This window comes from Microcoleus sp. K4-B3 (assembly GCF_036704615.1).
Taxonomy (GTDB): domain Bacteria; phylum Cyanobacteriota; class Cyanobacteriia; order Cyanobacteriales; family Microcoleaceae; genus Microcoleus.
Window position 1 is genome coordinate 12663 of the sequence record NZ_JAUBSF010000081.1, and the last position, 18393, is coordinate 31055.

At 44.9% G+C, this 18393-nt stretch carries 11 protein-coding genes; 8 read left to right on the forward strand and 3 right to left on the reverse strand.

What is annotated here, in order from left to right:
- A complete protein-coding gene (locus tag QUA78_RS25540; RefSeq protein ID WP_333302783.1) occupies nucleotides 1-2361 on the forward strand; it encodes a PAS domain S-box protein in 2361 nt (786 codons plus the stop codon).
- A gap of 11 nt (nucleotides 2362-2372) precedes the next feature.
- The gene (locus QUA78_RS25545; protein ID WP_333302782.1) at nucleotides 2373-4037 is read left to right on the forward strand and encodes an EAL domain-containing protein; all 1665 of its coding nucleotides are present in this window, start codon (nucleotides 2373-2375) and stop codon (nucleotides 4035-4037) included.
- Between the two features lie 214 nt (nucleotides 4038-4251).
- Here the strand turns inward: QUA78_RS25545 and QUA78_RS25550 are convergent, their stop codons facing one another.
- Complete coding sequence (locus tag QUA78_RS25550; RefSeq protein WP_333399094.1) at nucleotides 4252-5565, reverse strand: J domain-containing protein; 1314 nt, start codon at nucleotides 5563-5565, stop codon at nucleotides 4252-4254.
- A 907-nt stretch (nucleotides 5566-6472) separates the two neighbouring features.
- Here QUA78_RS25550 and QUA78_RS25555 point away from each other — a divergent pair.
- A complete protein-coding gene (locus QUA78_RS25555) occupies nucleotides 6473-8452 on the forward strand; it encodes an ATP-binding protein (protein WP_333302779.1) in 1980 nt (659 codons plus the stop codon).
- Between the two features lie 23 nt (nucleotides 8453-8475).
- On the opposite strand, the gene QUA78_RS25560 is transcribed toward QUA78_RS25555, so the two are convergent.
- Both QUA78_RS25560 and QUA78_RS25565 read right to left on the reverse strand, forming a co-directional pair.
- Nucleotides 8476-9135 carry a LuxR C-terminal-related transcriptional regulator gene (locus tag QUA78_RS25560; protein ID WP_333302777.1) on the reverse strand — a complete coding sequence of 220 codons (660 nt, stop codon included), beginning with the start codon at nucleotides 9133-9135 and terminating at the stop codon, nucleotides 8476-8478.
- A gap of 161 nt (nucleotides 9136-9296) precedes the next feature.
- On the reverse strand, nucleotides 9297-9563 hold the full coding sequence (locus tag QUA78_RS25565) for a hypothetical protein (protein WP_333302776.1): 267 nt from the start codon (nucleotides 9561-9563) through the stop codon (nucleotides 9297-9299).
- Nucleotides 9564-9956: 393 nt separating this feature from the next.
- Here QUA78_RS25565 and polA point away from each other — a divergent pair, with 393 nt between their 5' ends.
- The 5 genes from polA to QUA78_RS25590 all read left to right on the forward strand — a co-directional run bounded on the left by polA (nucleotide 9957) and on the right by QUA78_RS25590 (nucleotide 17870).
- Nucleotides 9957-12998: a DNA polymerase I gene (gene polA / locus QUA78_RS25570; protein ID WP_333302774.1), complete on the forward strand. Its 3042-nt coding sequence runs from the start codon at nucleotides 9957-9959 to the stop codon at nucleotides 12996-12998.
- Between the two features lie 35 nt (nucleotides 12999-13033).
- Nucleotides 13034-13954: a DUF1698 domain-containing protein gene (locus QUA78_RS25575; RefSeq protein WP_333302772.1), complete on the forward strand. Its 921-nt coding sequence runs from the start codon at nucleotides 13034-13036 to the stop codon at nucleotides 13952-13954.
- Between the two features lie 209 nt (nucleotides 13955-14163).
- Nucleotides 14164-14736, forward strand: coding sequence for a thermonuclease family protein (locus tag QUA78_RS25580; protein ID WP_333302771.1), 573 nt, complete (start codon nucleotides 14164-14166; stop codon nucleotides 14734-14736).
- A gap of 552 nt (nucleotides 14737-15288) precedes the next feature.
- Nucleotides 15289-15810 carry a hypothetical protein gene (locus QUA78_RS25585; RefSeq protein WP_333302769.1) on the forward strand — a complete coding sequence of 174 codons (522 nt, stop codon included), beginning with the start codon at nucleotides 15289-15291 and terminating at the stop codon, nucleotides 15808-15810.
- A gap of 344 nt (nucleotides 15811-16154) precedes the next feature.
- A complete protein-coding gene (locus QUA78_RS25590) occupies nucleotides 16155-17870 on the forward strand; it encodes a HAMP domain-containing sensor histidine kinase (protein WP_333302768.1) in 1716 nt (571 codons plus the stop codon).
- Nucleotides 17871-18393 lie beyond the last annotated feature (523 nt).

The window sequence follows — 18393 nt, forward strand, 5'->3', positions numbered from 1 at the left end:
ATGTCACACTGCAACCAATCCATCTGTCGTTCCCCCAATATCGCAGAGATGTGCGACACTGCTGCTACTTGGCAGCAAAAAGCCGATCGACTAACGGTAGAATTAAACAGCACCCAGGAGCGGCTTCACGCAGAAATCGATCGGCTCAAACAAGCCAATGAAACCCTGCACGCCGCCGTCAGTTGTGGCTCGATTTTCCTGTGGGCAACAGACAGAGACGGCAAGTTAACCCTTGCAGAAGGCAAAGGATTAGAAAATTTGGGGCTCAAACCAGGTACAACTGTCGGGCTGTCGATTTTTGAAGTTTACAGCAGCCAGCCAGATATCTTAGAAAATATTGCCGAGGTACTAGCAGGAAACGATCGCACTTGGAAGGTCCGAGAGGGACATTTTATGTACGAAATTCGATCTGCCGCCCTGCGAGATGGAAACGGCGAAGTTGTCGGGGCAGTGGGTGTTTCTACTCAAATTACCGAGCGCGAGCAGTCCATCGCCACTCTGGAAACGGTAAATCAAGAATTAGAAGACAGACTTCAGCAGCAAACGGCAGTCTTCCATGCAGCACTTGCTGAAAGCGAAAAAAAGTACCGCAACCTCGTAGAAACCTCCCAAGAATTGATTTGGTCGATCGATATTGAAGGCCTCTTGACTTTTGTCAATTCCGCCGCCAAACGCATCTACGGTTACGAACCGCCAGAAATGATCGGCCGCCGCTTCACCGATTTTTTAGTTCACGACCAAAAAAATAAACCAAGAGAAATATTTGCCCAACTTTTAGCGAGAACCAAAATTCAGCCACAAACCGCTAATTCTCCTTACGAAACAGTACATATTCGCAAAGACGGTACTCCCGTCCATCTGCGCGTCAACAGCATCGTCAACCAAGCTGAAAACGGCGCTATTTTAGGCTTGTGCGGAACGGCGATAGATATTAGCGATCGCAAGCGATCGGAAGAAGCACTCCAAGAAGCTACAGACCAACTTCGCGCCGTGTTGGATGCCGTGCCCGGACTAATTTCTTGGATCAGTTCAGATTTGCGGTATATCGGAGTCAACCAGCACTTAGCAACCTCGTTCAAACTGTCTCCTGAAAGCTTTGTCGGTCAAGAAATCAACTTTCTCGACAAAGGATCGAGTTTTGAAGAAATGATCCGCAATTTTTTTGACAGTTCATCTCAGCAAACCTCCCAAGAAATAGACATACAAATTAACGGGTTAGTCCGAAATTATTTGATAGTAGTTCAGAAATATCTTCAGGGAACCGCAGCAGTTTGTGTAGGGACAGACATTACCGAACGCAAGCGTGCAGAAGCTCTAAAAAACCAATTGATCTGCTCGCTGCAAGAATCAGAACACAAATTTCGCAGCCTTTATGAAGCCACCAGCGACGCAGTAATGCTGCTCGACGAACAATATTTTTTTGACTGCAACCACGCCACTTTAAAAATATTTGGCTGTAGCAACAAAAAAGAATTTTACGGCAAGCATCCGAGCGAATTTTCCCCGCCATTTCAGCCTAACGGACAAGATTCAGCCAGTTTAGTATCACAGAAAATGAACACAGCAATGCTCGTAGGTAGCTGTCGATTTGACTGGGTACACCAACGACTCGACGGTTCAGAATTTTCCGCAGAAGTTCTGTTAAACGCAATGGAAATTAACGGACAAAAATTTCTCCAAGCAGTAGTACGCGACATTACAGAGCGCAAACGGGATGAGGATCAAATCAAAGCGTCCCTCGCCGAAAAAGAAGTCCTTCTCCAAGAAATTCACCACCGCGTCAAAAACAACCTCCAAGTTATTTCTAGCCTGCTGAAACTTCAGTCTCGCTACATTCAAGACAGCCGCGTTAGTGAAATGTTAAAAGAAAGTCAAAACCGAGTCAGATCGATGGCTCTGGTTCACGAACAATTATATCAATCCAAAGACTGGTCAAACATTGATTTTGCTGAATATATCCAAAATCTCGCCCACAATTTATTCCAAGCTTATGAAATTCATGCAGAAGGCGTTAAGTTGCAAACAAATATTGCGCCGTGTTCTCTTAATATTGATACGGCCGTTCCTTGCGGATTAATTATCAACGAGCTTGTGACAAATGCTCTCAAATATGCTTTTACAGGACAAATCAAAGGTAAAATTAACATAGATTTTACTTTAGGAAATAATAGACTTTGCGTGCTAACCGTGAGCGACAGCGGAATTGGTTTTCCTCAAGACTTAGATTATCGAAAAGCCCGAACGTTGGGCTTGCGACTGGTCGGGTCTTTAGTCAAGCAAATCCGGGGGAAACTAGAACTGTTAGAAACTGCTGGCACGACTTTTAAAATAACCTTTTCCCAACCCCAATTGCATTCTTAGGAGAGAATTTAGTGTTTAACAAAAAAATTCTGATTGTTGAAGACGAGAGCATAATTGCGGAAGACATTTCAGACTGTTTAATATCTCTAGGATATCGAATAACTGGTATGGTCTATTCGGGAGAAGAAGCAATTGAATCTGTAGCGAAATTCCGACCAGATTTGGTTTTGATGGATGTTAACCTGCAAGGAGAAATGGACGGCATTACAGCAGCAGCAGAAATTTTATCGCGCTTTCAAATCCCGGTAGTTTATCTGACAGCTTATGCTGACGAAAACACTTTGTGGCGCGTCAATGCGACCAAACCCTTCGGCTATATTGTCAAACCATTTGAGGAAAAAAACTTGCACACAACTATTCAATTAGCTCTCCACCGACATCAATACGATAGCTTGACAAACTTGCCAAATCGTTCGTTGTTCCGAGAGCTGCTAAGTCAGATATTAGACAAGCAAAAAAAATGGTCAGCACTCATTCCCGTTATCACTCTCAGTTTAGATAGAATTAACCGAATTAACAGTACCTTGGGACATGAAATCGGCGACTCCGTACTTTGCAAATTTGCCGAGCGGCTTAGTAACTGCACGGAGAACATTAATATTGTGGCTCGTTTGGAAGCGGCCGAATTTGCAATTGTTCTAGAACCAGTTGCGGAAAAACAGGATGCTGCCAAGATTGCTCAAAACATTTTAGATATTGTAGCCCAACCTATGATTGTCAAAGGCTCGGAACTTTACCTCACGGCAAGTATCGGCATTTCTTTATCTCCAAGCGACGCCAGCGATGGAGACAAACTCCTAAAAAATGCTTATACAGCTATGTACAATTCTCAGCAACAAGGGGGAAATAATTATCAGTTTCATACTGCAAAAGTCGCGCATAGTTCCATCAAGAGATTCACTCAAGAAACTTTTCTACGCAATGCTTTAAAACGCTCGGAATTTGAAGTTTACTATGAGCCGCAAATAGAAATTAAAACAGGGAAAATTATTGGTGCTGAAGCTTTGGTGCGCTGGAATCATCCAGAAAGGGGCAGAGTTTCTCCGGGAGAATTTATTCCCATGGCTGAAGAAATGGGCTTGATTGCACCGCTGGGCGAATGGGTGTTAGAGACTGCTTGCAGGCAAACTAAAGTTTGGCAAACACAGGGTTTGCCGCCCCTGCGGGTAGCAGTCAACGTGTCACCCCGCCAGTTTGAGCAAAAAAATTTGACGGAGAGAGTCAGACAAATATTGAGAGAAACTAATCTCGATCCTAAATGTCTGGAATTAGAATTGACTGAAAGTCTGATTTTGCAAGATGAAACGACTGCTGTTAAAGCTTTTACGGCGTGGAGAGATATGGGGATTAGCATAGCAATTGATGATTTTGGAATGGGATATTCTTCTTTGAGTTATCCGAAACGCTTTCCGTTTGATGCGATCAAAATTGACAAGAGTTTTATTCGCGATATTGCAGAGGATCGCCAAAATGCAGCGATTACAATAGCGATTATTCAAATGGCACACGGCATGAACATGACTGTGATTGCTGAGGGGGTAGAAAATGAGTCGGAACTTGCTTTTTTGTGCGATCGCGAGTGCGACGAAATTCAAGGTTATTTTTTCAGTAAAGCTTTGCCTATGGCGGAGTTTGAAGCGCTGCTGAAAAGCGATAAGTGCTGGGAGTTATGCTGAAGCTGAAGGAAGAAGGAAGTTCGGCAACGGATTCTCTAACGGATGGAAGGAAGAAGGAAGAAGGAAGAAGGAAGAAGGAAGGCTCTCAGCAATTAAGAACGTCCTAATCGTCTTGGTCGTTGCTAGAAAATAGGATAATGGGGAATTGGTAATGGGTAATTTTCCCTAATGACTAATGACTAATGACTAATGACTGATGACTAATGACTGATGACTAATTATTAATTAAAAAGAGACGATCGACCAACCAACTTCCCAGCCACAGCCCGAAACCGGAAGTAGCCACCAACAGGGTAAACGTGTAAAGCCCGCTACCAGTGTGGATCGACCTTTCCCCAGCTACCATCCGCGCCACAACTCCCGCAATAATCCCGATCGCCGCCCAAGCCCCATAAACAGTCTTAGATCCAGCGATGGCCAAGGCTTGCGCGATCGCCCCCGAACCAGCCCCAGCCAAAACCCCCGCCCACGCCCCTATCCCCAGCCCGATCGCACCTCCGAGCCCGACGGGGCCGCCAGAATTCACGCCTACTTCCGCCGCCAGCCCGCACGTCAAGCCAACAATCGCCCAACACACCGCCACAACCAACGCCTTGACCCAATCCCCAGAACCCGTTCCAGCCATCAATCCCACCACGGTCGCCACTCCCGCTACGGCTAAAACTACAGCCACAGCCCGAGACTCTGCCTCGGAACTGGCGATCGCCCCCAAACCAGCCCCAACTGCGCCCCAAGCAGCCGCTGTTACCATTCCTCCCGCCTGAAAACCGGCGATCGACCCCCCTACCGCCCCAGCCAAAACTAACGCCGCCAGCCACACTCTGGGCGTTGCCGAACCCTCTGCTAGCAAAATCGCCGCCCACAGCCAATCTGCACCGCAGATTAAAGCCCACATCCACAGCGGGGCGGGTGATACCGTCAAAATCCAACCGGTCAAAGCGTAACTCGCCACGGCGATTGCCAGCGGCCCCCAAGGAAAGCTTGAATAGTTTTGAGATGGCCGCGGTTTTGAGTATTGAGTTGAAAATTCTTTTTTTCTTTTCGACATCAGCTTTGGATAGTTTTGAGATGGCCGTGCTTTCCTCGCCACGCTTCGCCCAACTTGCTTTCTTCCCCGCCACGCTTGGCGATTTTGAGCTGTAAATCGTTTCTTGCTTGAAGAATTCTTTTGAGTTGGAAATTTTTTGGAGGCGGCTTTTGGGCGGGTTTGACTGCGCCCAGAACCAGGCCTGGCGGCTGATTTTCCAGAACGCCTTCTCAGCGGCTTTTCAGGCGCAGGGGGTGGCGGCTGCTGAAACTGTTTTTCGATCGACTTCGATTCAGGCTGACTCAGAAACAACACCAACTGCTGGTAAGCTTCATTAATTTCTGTTAATCTTTGGTGAGCTTTTTGTTGCAGGCGATCGTTGTGGGCAAACCGATCGGGATGCCACACAAACGCTAAATCCCTGTAAGCGCGCTTAATTTCTTCTAAGGAAGCTCCAGGCTCAATTTCGAGGATTTCGTAGCATCGATTAATGTCACCCATAAGCTTCGATCGGCTGGTGTTTGTAAATTTGCGTGAAGCGAAGCTATCCCGTAGGGAATCGCACTTAACATCTTGTACTATTCTCAGCCAAGCTGCACAGTCAAGCGATTTGAGGTTTGAGATTTGAGATTTGAGATTTGAGATTTTAGATTGGGACTTACGCATCACAACCTTCAGAAACCGGGTTTTTTACCGTTTCTGCGAGCTGTAACGAAGTATGATGCAAAAAACCCGGTTTCTCACTACCCGTGCGTTTACCGCTGGCGAGTCATAGAAGATAACATCCAAGATTTCTCTCTTTGACTGAGTAACGGTCTGGTTTTCTTGTTTCGGGGTAATAATGGCTTGATGAGTTCCCACTCTTTATCGGTTAAGCTGCGGGAGTACGACATTTTTTTCCGATCTTAGCTCATCATCAGAGATCCCAAATGAGTTCTATAAGCTTTACAGCTATTTAGGTGTACCTCACCAAACTGTAAAGTGCTATATACTGGAGAAGAAAACTCGCCCTCAAAGGCAAATGTCAGAATTGTACTATTGAACTAAGAATAAATGGCTCATGCTTCCTTTTGCATCTCGTATTGTATGCCAAACTTTACTTTTATTGAGTCTGTTAGATATCCCAGCCACAGCAACCTAAGTCTGGATTGGTGCTGGACGAATTACTGATGGTATTGGACAAGGAGGCTCGGTTAAACTGAAACTATAAATTGACGGCAATAATGTCCGATCGATATACGGGTTTCATTTGAATGGTACTATCTATGATGGAACGATTAGTACAAAATTGGCTCATTGGCGGTTGAGACAGTGTTCACAAGATTTGTGTGTAACTTTAAACCAAATCCGACCCAAGCCAACAATGTTATATTGACTGCACCGAACAAATAAATAATAGAAATATCGAATGAACACTATCAGATATCGGCCAGCAATAGGTATTGGCTTAGTAACTGCTTGGAGCTTGTTTTACTGTGCAGTATCTAGCAACTTACCTATGCTCAATAAAATGGAGCTAGACATTCAGGATCATCTAATACGACTGCATAAACCAGGGCTTATGCCAAAAGAAATTCTACTGCTTAAGATCGAGCAGCCTGCCATTTTAGGATATAACTTTCATAACTTATATAAACTGAATACTTTCTATGCAATTTTAGGAAAAAGCTTAATCAACAGTGGTGCAAAGCTTGTAGTCATAAATTTGCCTACTCAAATGAGCCAGTACATTGAGCTCGATACAGATACTCAGTTAGAACATCCCTTTCAAGAGTTGATTAGTAAATATTCAAACCAGATTGTTTTGGTGGCTCGTCCAAGTAACTTACCCTCAGAAAATTCAGTCATAAATGATTATCATAATTTACTTCCTTTCGATAATGAAAGTATAAATCCCTCTATTCCCCCAGAGCAGATAGTAAGTTACTTCAGATATGCAGCACATCCACAAAGCTTAGACAGCCCAGCTCGAAAAGCCGAGCTCTTTTCCAATTTTAGCTATGAAGATGATCCAGATATTAATATACATCATAAGGTTAAATCTATGGCAACGATGGCCTTAGAAAAATTCTATATGAATTCAGGAAATCTCAAAGGTTTTCAAAAGATTAGCATTTTACAAAATCTTTTATCTTTTCAAATGAACTTCTGGGGTTCTGCTGATACATTTCCTAGTATTGATATTCATTTTAAATGTCCTTCCTCTCAGCTAGAGATAGAACACTGTAATCCTTCCTTTGACCCCCAATCTCTTCAGAAGCTCCATGATAAACTTGTATTAATCGATCTTCCCGAAGGGAAAGGATTTGAAACCTATCGAGAACTATCTCCTTTTGGGGAGATGTCTGTTGCAGAAGTAGAAGCTAATCAAATAGCTAGTTTGATGACCCATTCATTTCTGACAAGAATCCCGAATTGGTATGACTACATCATCACAACTTTGGGTCTTGACTTCATCAGCCTATATATACTTAGCCAAGGCAAAAAGCATAAACTTATACCTGTTCATCTGCTGGTTGGCTGGCTTCTTCCGATCTTGGTAGGAAGCTATGTAGCTTTAAGTTTTATCTTGTTCTATCAAGGGTTAATTCTTCCATTATCCATCCCAATCTTAGGTTGGGTTGGAACAGGTTCAGGTGTAGCCATTTATTCAATTCTCAGGCAGTCTATCCAACAACAGCAGAAATTAGCTGAGCGACAGGCTGTTCTTTTACAATCGCGGAAACTCCTCCATCGAGTCGCAACAGACATTCATGATGGCCCACTTCAAGAACTCAAATTGGCAATGGATAGTATTGAGCTTCTAGCCCTCAGTCATCCATCTCCCCTGATTAACTCAATCTTAGATCGATTAGAAGCAGTTGGGCTTGCGCTTCGCAATCAGCTCAGCAGCACACGCACAATTGCAGAAAAGCTAGAGATTACACCAGAATTGCAATCTGGACTGGATCGGGGGATACACCAATGGCTCCAAAAACTGATTAACTTAAGAGAATTAACCTTGAGTGTCAAAGAGCATCTACAACCCTTGCGAGAACCCAAATCTGATAGTGCTTGGATTGATTCGAGAGAGGATATCTTTCGCTTTTTTCGAGAAGCGATCGCTAATGTGATTCGTCATGCCCAACCTCCAAACGGATCGGCAACGCAAGTTTCAGTCTCGCTTACTCAAAAAGATCATCAGTGCCGATTAGCGATCGAGAATAATGGAACTAGCCTAACCCCTATCTTATTAGATATTCCTCACAAGAAACGTCGTAGTGGTGGATATGGCACTAAACTGATGAAAACTATTGCCGCTGAGATCCCAAATGGGGCTTGGCAAAGGGTTCCATTAGAAGAAGGTGGGATGCAGGTAACACTTGAATGGACGATGGACACCCCATAATATGATAAAAAAGAAGGGTATAACTACCCGATTAACCTACGTTTAATTGCCTCCATGCAAACTGCGATTCGGGTATTAGTAAGTTGACCATCAAGCTGATCCACATTCAGTTTTGCTTTGAGACTCTGGACGTAGTTCTGAGCTGTTTTGAGGGATATATGCATCCGATCTGCAATTGCCTGATCAGTAAGGGCTTGGTTGCATAACAAGTCCAGTACCGTTCTATCCTTATCAGTCAATGGCATTTCATTCATTAAATTACGAGGAATCTTACACTGTCCAGCTAAAGCACTACGACCTCCTTCTAGAAAAGCATTCCGTCTTTCCATTTTATTAACGACAGCAAATCCCCCTTGATGTTCAAATATTTGCTTCACGACTTGCCTTAAATAGCTTGGTTCGCTGGTATAGACGAGAACATTTAACAGAGGATGATGCTCAAAAATGTGGTTGAGTAGCGCTAAACCTGGCTTGGCTGACTCCTCGCCTGTCAAAGTCCCAAATTGTAAGTCAACTACCACTAAATCTATGTTCTCTTGCTTGAGTTGCTCAATCCCCTCTTCAGGGGTTTCCTGAATAATGCAGGAACACTGAGGCTCTATCATCCTCAAAAATTCACAATTATTTTGACCGACTTCAGGGTGATCCTCAATGACCAGAAAGCTTTGTGTTTGAGAACTCATAGTTTGACCGCCATAAGTATTTTATCATTTCTTCAGCACACTCGTTTTCACGACTATTTAGACTGGCTATCTAACGTGAGCTGTTACTGATAATGATAATCGTGAGGGAGAGAAAAGGCGAGTAGCACTCGCCTTTTCTCTCTCTCCTCTATTGTGTAAGCCTACAGAGTTACAATTTGGGCTTTATAACCTTTATGCTCTAGTTTTTGAACCTCTTTGTTAGCAGCTACACGATCTCGGAAAGTTCCAGCATTTATCCATTTTTTTTGATTGGGGCGGTGATACTGGACGCGGTATTCAGGGCGATGTTTGGATTCAAGCGCAACTTTTGTTGTTTGCTTCATAGGCTGAGCATTGGCTTGGAGGGGAACAGCAATGCCTAGCCCAAGGGTAGCTATAGAGATGAGTGTAACCATTACCTTGTTCATGATTCAGACCTGTTTGTAAAGTTGATAGTTTTATTCTGTCATTCAAGTCTTCCGCTTGATAGGGGAGTAAGCGCAAATAATATTGCGTGTTTACGCAAGTCCGTTCAGAAAACGAGTTAGAAGGAGAGCGATTTTTTTCGGGGGAGAGGGGCGGCGATCAGGGGTTTTAAAAATTAATCATCCCAAAGACCTTGTAGAGAACTGTTTTGAGATATTTTAGGCGATCGAGTAAAATCGACGCAGAATAGCAAGAATCGTTGCAATTAATCTGACTTACCCAGATATCTACTCCATACTCCACTGTTTTTTGGCATTACAAGAGTTGGTGCAAAGATGAGCTACTTCAAAACATCAGACATCCTTCTGCTATAGCTACAATGAGAAAATACTTTCGTGCGATCGGGATCTGTGTCTGTGTCGGAAAATCAAGCACCCACCTTCATCCTAGTTGACGGCCACTCCCTGGCCTTTCGCTCCTACTTCGCCTTCGCCAAAAGTCGAGATGGGGGTTTGCGAACTACGACGGGCATTCCCACCAGCGTCTGTTTTGGCTTTCTCAAGTCGCTGCTGGAAGTTATGGCGGCCCACGACCCCCAGTACATGGCGATCGCCTTTGACCTCGCCACGCCCACTTTTCGGCACGAAGCCGACGAAACTTACAAAGCCGGTCGTGCCGAAACTCCCGAAGATTTTATTCCCGATATCAAAAACCTGCAAGAACTCCTCAGCTATTTGAATTTACCTGCCATAACTGCTCCCGGCTTTGAGGCGGACGATGTTTTGGGAACTTTGGCAAACAAAGCCAGCGCGGCCGGTTATCAGGTCAAAATCCTCACGGGCGATCGAGATTTGTTTCAATTAGTAGAAACCCAAAAACAAATCAGCGTATTGTATTTGAGTACGGATGAACTCAGGCGATCGGGAAAAGGCAAATCCCAAGAATACGGCCCGGAAGAAGTCAAAGCCAAACTCGGTATTTTGCCCGAACAAGTAATAGATTACAAAGCTCTCTGCGGCGACAAATCCGATAACATCCCCGGAGTCAAAGGCATCGGCGACAAAACCGCCCTGCAATTGCTGGAAGCTTACAATTCCCTTGATGGAATTTATGCAGCCATCGACGAGATTAAAGGAGCAACTAAGAAAAAGCTAGAAGAAGGCAAAGAAGCTGCTTATCATTCTCAACGCATGGCGACAATAGTCCAAGACGTTCCCTTGGAAGTAGATTTAGAAGATTGCCAGCTTATAGGTTTTGACGAATCAGCCTTGATTCCCATGCTGGAAAAGTTGGAATTTAAGACATTTTTAGGGAAAGTAAAGCAAATTCAAAAACGGTTCGGCGGTGTAGAAGAACCATTGGCAAAGGTGGGGCAAGATGCCCACCCCACAATCAATTCAACAGACAGTGGAACAGGCATCTTGCCTGTTGCAAAGGGCGGGCAAGATGTCCACCCCACAATAGATAAGTCACCTCAAACGGGTGAAATTTCAGAAGCAGACGAATTGTGGTTTTGGACTCATGATGACACCAAAGCCGCCCAGCAGCAAAACAAACTGCCAATTCAACCCCGAATAATTCAAACAACCGAACAGTTAAACGAATTAGTCCAACTGCTGCAAACCTGCACCGACAAATCCTCACCCGTGGCGTGGGATACCGAAACCACCGCCATCGAACCGCGAGACGCCGAATTAGTCGGAATTGGCTGCTGTTGGGGAACCGGCAAAGAGGATCTCGCTTACATTCCCACGGGACACAAAACGGGCAAAAACTTAGACAAAGCCACAGTTTTAAATGCTTTGCGTCCGATTTTGGAAAGCGAGAATTATCCCAAGGCGCTGCAAAATGCTAAGTTCGATCGATCGATCCTGCGCTGTCAGGGAATCAAACTAGCCGGAGTCGTCTTCGACACCATGCTAGCCAGTTACGTACTCAACCCAGAAACTAGCCACAGTCTCAGCGAATTGTCAAGGAAATACTTAGGCATTGTTGCCAAAAGTTACAATGAATTAGTGCCGAAAAACAAAACAATTGCTGACATCAGTATTCCGGCGGTAGCCGACTACTGCGGCATGGATGTTCACACCACATTTGGGTTAGTAAATAAACTTAGAGCAGAATTGGATAAAGCTGATGAAGCTAACTTTCCGGGAAAGTCTTTGCACCAGTTGCTGCTGGAAGTAGAACAGCCCCTAGAACCAGTTTTAGCAGAAATGGAATACTGCGGAATTCGCATTGATTCAGCTTATCTCAATACACTTTCCCAGGAGCTAGAAAAAAGCTTAAAAGAAATAGAAGAAAAAACTTATCAAGCAGCGGGGAGAAAGTTTAATTTAGGTTCCCCAAAACAACTCAGCGAAATATTGTTAGAAAAAATCCCGGATGAGTTTCAGAAAAAGTCTCGCAAAACTAAGACGGGATACTCTACAGACGCCGCCGTATTGGATAAATTGCAAGGAGACCACCCGATTGTAGACGATTTATTAGAACACCGAACATTATCCAAGTTGAAATCAACTTATGTCGATGCTTTGCCGCAGTTAGTGCGTGCGGATACCGGGCGAGTGCATACAGATTTCAACCAAACTGCAACGGGTACGGGAAGGCTTTCTTCTTCCAATCCAAATTTACAAAATATTCCCATCCGCACCGAGTTTTCGCGGCAAATTCGCAAGGCTTTTTTACCGGAAGCAGGTTGGGTGATGGTGTCGGCTGACTATTCTCAAATTGAACTGCGAATTTTGGCTCACTTGAGTCAAGAACCTGTGTTAATTGAAGCTTACCAAAATAACCGAGATGTGCATACCGTGACGGCTCAACTGCTGTTTGAAAAGGAGGAAGTAACGCCGGACGAAAGACGGTTTGGCAAAACGATTAATTTTGGGGTAATTTACGGTATGGGGGCGATTAAATTTGGGCGCTCGATGGGCAAAACTTCAGCAGACGGTAAAAAGTTTATTGAACGATTTAACCAGCGTTACAGTAAAGTATTTGAATATTTGGAGAAAGTAAAAAAAGAGGCGATCGCCCTCGGATACGTTACCACAATACTCGGCCGCCGCCGCTACTTGAACTTCGAGAGCGAAAGCATCCGCGACTTAAAAGGCCGCAATCCCCAAGACATTCACTCTGATAGACTTAAATCTCTCAGCAGAGATGATGCCCAATCTTTGCGGGCAGCAGCCAACGCTCCCATTCAAGGCTCTAGTGCTGATATCATTAAACTTGCCATGATTGAGGTACACAAAATTTTGCAAAACTATCAGGCGCGGCTGCTGCTGCAAGTTCACGATGAATTAATCTTTGAAGTCCCTCCCGATGAATGGGAAGAATTGCAGCCGAAAATTAGAACTGCGATGGAAAATGCTCTGCCACTTAGCGTACCGCTGATAGTTGACATCCACGCTGGGCAAAATTGGATGGAAACTAAATAGACAGCAGCAACCGCACTTTTGGGATAAAAAACAAAATGATGACAGCCGAAACACAAACTTTGTGGCAGCAGTTAAACGATTTAAAAAAACGCGCCACCGATTTAAACTTGCGCTTTTCTCAAGCAGCTCAAAAACTGCAAGACAGCGGCACTCCTTTATCCGAAAGCTTGGTTGAAGAATTAGCCGTCTACCGCCAAGATTTTGACAAGCTATGTGCCAAAACTCAGCAATTGCCAAGCCCGCAAGCCGCACCTGCGGAGATTGTTTCTTTACAAGATATCGAAAGATTGCTGCTAAAAGCAGAAGTAGCAAAAATTCCCACTTGGCATCACTGCATTGACCTCGGTTGCGGAGTCATCACTCCGGGTGGCGGTAAAACCTCTTCTCCCCAAACCGAACAAAAAATTGGACTTCCCGAAAGTTTAGCAGGAATGACTGTTTTAGATGTCGGTGCTTGGGATGGATTTTACTCTTTTGCCGCAGAAAGGCGGGGGGCTAAGCGCGTTTTGGCTACAGATTCCTTTGTTTGGCAATCCCCCGATGTTGGCAAAGGAGGATTTGAGTTGGCGCGCAGAGTGCTCGAGTCTCAAGTTGAAGATATGGAGATAGACGTGCTCGACCTTTCGCCCGAGAAAGTAGGGGTTTTTGATTTGGTTTTGTTTTTGGGAGTGCTTTACCACATGAGGCATCCCCTGCTGGCTCTCGATCGAGTTTTCAGCGTCACCGGCAAGCAGTTAATATTAGAAACTCACGTCGATATGCTTGATTGTCAAAGACCGGCAGCGGCGTTTTACTGTGGCGGCGAACTGAATAATGACCCGACGAATTGGTTCGGGCCAAATGCTCTGGCGGTGAAAGGGATGCTGGAAAGTGCAGGATTCCGCGACATCAAAGCTGTTAATATTTCCCAAGCTAGCGGTACGTGCGCCCGGATGGTTTTTCACGCTTGGCGTTAGGGAAAGACTGAAAGTGCGATCGGTTAATGGGGAGCATCTCACTTTTGCAACCAAGCTAGAAATTGGAGTTTTGAGGCAGGAGGCAGGAGGCAGGAGGCAGAAGGAAAGAGGAAGAAGGAAGGAGCCACAAAAAGTATTTTTACAAATATGAGATGCTCCCGGTTAATGAAACTCACCACATAAATGTAAACTAATAGACAGACCGAACTATGAGCCAAACTCTAATCGCCATTTTCCCAAAAATAAAAAGCTTGAGCGCAGTTGCTCTGCTGTTGTTAACCTTCGGGTGTCAACCAAAGTTAGCCCCCAACAACTATCCTGTAAAGCGAGTCAGCGACGGCGACACCCTTGTCGCCAGCGATAGCGCCGGGAAAGATATCAAAGTGCGTTTTGCCTGTGTAGATGCACCGGAAATCGCGCACACAAATGCTGAAAAAAATAGCAAAGCATCAGCACAAAAAAATCAATTTAAGTGGGGAAATCTAGCCCACCAAAGAATGCAGCAGCTAGTCAAACAAGGGGGCGGTCGGATTGTTTTGACCGTCACCGATACTGACCGCTACGGCCGCAAAGTGAGCGAAGTTCGCTTGCCAAACGGCACATTTGCCCAAGAAGTTTTGATCCGCGAAGGATTAGCAATGGTGTACCGTCCTTACTTGAAAAACTGTCCGAGCGCAAGTGTTCTGGAACAAGCGGAAGCCGAAGCTAAGAAAAATCGCCGCGGCGTTTGGGGAGATTCTAAGTTTGTTCCCGCGTGGAAATTTCGGAACAGCGATAAATGATGGAAGAAAAAAGTTAGGCAAGGGATTGTAGAACGGATTTAACGGATTTAACGGATGGATTTTGACTAGGGACACGGCAATGCCGTGTCCTTACGGGGAGCTACGACTTTTAATAATTGGTATAAGATTGATGATGGTAGCAAGATTTTTTTAACTTGGTATTATGTTGTTGGCCTGGAATCTGGGAACCTGTATCAGACATTTACAGTCTTGGACTCATTCAGGTCTTGTTAAACCCGGTCTCTACTATAAATATTAGGTTTAGCTGCTCCGCATCCGCCCAGAAACCCGGTTTCTAGATCCCGATGCCGATCGCCCTAATTTAGTACAATACAATCAGGACGAGGTTCTGCTCCTAACGTCCGCAATCTGTGGAGTTTCGGGGATAGCTGACGCCAGATTCATCTAAAACCAGACATGAGTTCGATCGCACTTTTATCCGAGCTTTTTTTTTGAAAAGTCAACAAATGTGATAGGCTCCAGATAAATCAATATACTGCTGACAAAAGCGGTCTATTGCAATCACCCAAAAATTAACTTTACCGGACATCAATGAATATCAAACATCTGGTTATTTCCGGCATGGCCCTGCTCCTCGGTACTGCAATCGTAGGAAATGCTATTGCTCAAGAACTGACCGACGACCAAAAAACGGTTGTTTGTCGCTTGAAAACAGAAGTTGACCAGCGGAAAGGCAACGGTCAAAAATTAGTATTTGTGCCGTTGCTGGGTCAAGTTCGCAAGCAAGTTTCATCTCCTTTTAGAGCCACGCTGCATCCTAATGTGGAGTATGTTTTTGTTGCCACTTGCGACGGAAATTGCCAGGATTTAAACTTATCTCTCAAGGATGCGAGCGGCCAGGAAATCGCTGTGAGTCAAAAAACAGGCGAACTGGCGTCAATCTCTTTTACTCCCCCATCCCAAGGCGAATATCAAATCAGTGCTAAACCGGGCGAATGCACGAAGGCAGAGGGTTGCAGTTACGGCATGGGAATCTTCGTTCCTGCCTCTGCTAGCGTGCCTAATGCTTCAAGAATTCCTGCTGATATAGCACAATTTCGACTTTGCCAGTAGAGGAACAGCGATAGAGTTGTGGGTTGCGAGTAGAGTAGAGTCTTGAATCAGAAATCTAACTCATAACTTGCAACTTATAACTCGCCACTTATATCGCAACCACGCCCGACAGTGAAGACGTTCTTAATTACTGAAACCCTGCCTTTGACTGTTTCTTCCTTCTTGCTTCGGCTATAATTTGTGAGGCATAACTCCTCCAAACTGTCAAGCCGATCGAGCCGTGGAACCCTGCAAAGACCCCATAACTGCCGAAACCGGGCCCGAAACCAGAACTTTATTTACCCTCACGCAGGCATCAATTAGAATATAGATGGTGCCTCTCAAAGGTGACGAGTACATTGCCCATGTCTTTAACCTTAGCCTTGAAAAATCAACTGCAGAACCCTCCTCAATTAGGGTTAAAAAGTCTGTTGGGCCGCTTGGGCATCAGGCAGAAAATCGGCTGCGGATACGCCTTGGTCATTGGTATTGCCGTTTTGGGTGCTGTGGGGGGACGGGGAGTAGAATCCTATCACAAACAGCAAGTTAGAGAAAAACTAGCGATCGACCGAGATAAAGCGGAAATCCTGACAAACCTCAATAACACGGTGCAGGAAGTCAGAATTCACCAGCAAGAGCTCGCGAGTCTGACGGCCCAACCGCAAATTTTCGATCGCCAACGCTCGGAATTCCTGACTCGCGTTGCTCAGATGAGCGGCATCCTCGAACAACTGCAAACCTTTCCACCGACGAAGAATCCCGAGATTGCCAAAGACTACCAACTGCTTCAACAGTTCGCTCAAACCCACGGCAAAACCGTAGAATCATACTTTCAACAAGTACAAAAATTGTTGGCGACTGCGAAATTATCTGGTTTAAATCCAAAGCAGCAGCAGGCTTTGGGGCAAAACTTGAACAATTTTGTGGCTGGCGAAACTGCTGTGAAACTCAAATTGTTTTCCGAGGATTCAGCCAAACTGGCCGGCAACTTTCGCGAGAAAGCAGATGAAGCATTTAAAACCTACGAGGAAGCAGAAAAACTTGGAACTCTGATTCTGGTTTGCTCTCTAGCAGTATCCGCTGGTCTGGCAGCCGTACTTGCAGCATACACCAGCCGGGCGATCGCCCGCCCCTTAGAAGCCACCACCCTCATCGCCCAGCGAGTTACCGAAGAATCAAACTTTGATTTGCAAGTACCCGTCACTACTTCCGACGAAGTGGGAATGCTAGCAATTTCGCTCAACGAACTCATACAGCGGGTAGCAGAATATACAGAAGACTTGCACGAAGCAAAAGTAGCAGCCGAAGCTGCCAACCGCTCCAAAAGTGCATTTCTCGCCAACATGAGCCACGAACTCCGCACCCCCCTCAATGCCATCATTAACTACAGCGAAATGCTGCAAGAAGATGCTCAAGATTCCGGTTCCGAAGATTTTCTCCCCGACTTAGAAAAAATTCAAACCGCAGGCAAACACCTGCTCGACATGATCAGCGACATCCTCGACATTTCCAAAATAGAAGCCGGTCACGTCACCCTTTATTTAGAAAACTTCGACGTGGCGACCATGATTGAAGAAGTGATGACTACGGCTCAACCGCTAGTAGAGAAAAAAGGCAATGCTTTAGCACTGAAAACAAAAGGCGAACTCGGCACAATGTACGCCGACCAACCGAAAGTGCGGCAAATTCTCCTCAATTTGCTCAGCAATGCTGCCAAGTTTACCGAAAAAGGTGTGATTACTATCGGTGTCGAAAGAATTAAAATTGAAAAATCAAGACCGACGAAACCAAATAAAAATAATGATTTTTACTCTGGCTCTAACTACACTTCTCAAGTTTTAATGTTTCGAGTTAGCGACACTGGAATCGGCATGACGGACGAGCAATTAGAGCAGATATTCAAACCTTTTACCCAAGCTGATGCTTCGACTACCCGCAAGTACGGAGGCACAGGTTTGGGATTGACAATTAGCCAGCGTTTGTGTCAAATTCTCGGCGGCGAAATTAGCGTTGAAAGCGAAGACGGTAAAGGTTCAACTTTTATTGTCAGTCTCCCGGAACGGGTGGTGATGCAGGCATGACGGAAGTTCGGCAACTGCTTCTGTAACGGATTTAAGGGATCGAGGGATGGAAGTTCGGCCACAGATTCTGTTAGATTGACGGTTAAAGGGGATACAAATCGCCACCACAACCCTCTATAATCCTAACTTTCTCTTCACCTCTGCTAAGGGTACAGAAGGCTGATTTGCATCTTCTTCTTTTGCCGCCCTCCAGTCCATCAAATCTTCTATGTCACCAATTAATGCTTGCAGTGCTTAAAATTCTTCGTAAGGTATCACTGCAAATTCTTTTTTCCGTTTTTGGTAATCAACTCAGGATGTAAGTGAATCATGGATATTTCTTCCAGGTGTTTAAGAGTAAGCATCTTTTCGATGTTTGACGCGGTAGATTACCAAAACATCTTCCTCAATTTAAAAAAAAACTGGGTAATCTTTTACCCGCAGCCGATATTATGGCGTATAGTTTGTTACTGGAGTTTAGACTAAAAAATGGTCACAGCTAAAAGTAGCTGCCTTTTAACAGAAGGCAAGCTGTTGCTCAAAA

Excerpts from the sequence above, each read along its gene's own strand:
- QUA78_RS25580 (WP_333302771.1), top strand. The coding sequence starts at position 14,164 with ATGAGCCAAACTCTAATCGCCATTTTCCCAAAAATAAAAAGCTTGAGC.
- QUA78_RS25555 (WP_333302779.1), top strand. The coding sequence starts at position 6,473 with ATGAACACTATCAGATATCGGCCAGCAATAGGTATTGGCTTAGTAACT.
- QUA78_RS25585 (WP_333302769.1), top strand. The coding sequence starts at position 15,289 with ATGAATATCAAACATCTGGTTATTTCCGGCATGGCCCTGCTCCTCGGT.
- QUA78_RS25550 (WP_333399094.1), bottom strand. The coding sequence starts at position 5,565 with ATGGGTGACATTAATCGATGCTACGAAATCCTCGAAATTGAGCCTGGA.
- QUA78_RS25590 (WP_333302768.1), top strand. The coding sequence starts at position 16,155 with ATGTCTTTAACCTTAGCCTTGAAAAATCAACTGCAGAACCCTCCTCAA.
- QUA78_RS25565 (WP_333302776.1), bottom strand. The coding sequence starts at position 9,563 with ATGAACAAGGTAATGGTTACACTCATCTCTATAGCTACCCTTGGGCTA.
- QUA78_RS25560 (WP_333302777.1), bottom strand. The coding sequence starts at position 9,135 with ATGAGTTCTCAAACACAAAGCTTTCTGGTCATTGAGGATCACCCTGAA.
- QUA78_RS25575 (WP_333302772.1), top strand. The coding sequence starts at position 13,034 with ATGATGACAGCCGAAACACAAACTTTGTGGCAGCAGTTAAACGATTTA.
- QUA78_RS25540 (WP_333302783.1), top strand. The coding sequence starts at position 1 with ATGTCACACTGCAACCAATCCATCTGTCGTTCCCCCAATATCGCAGAG.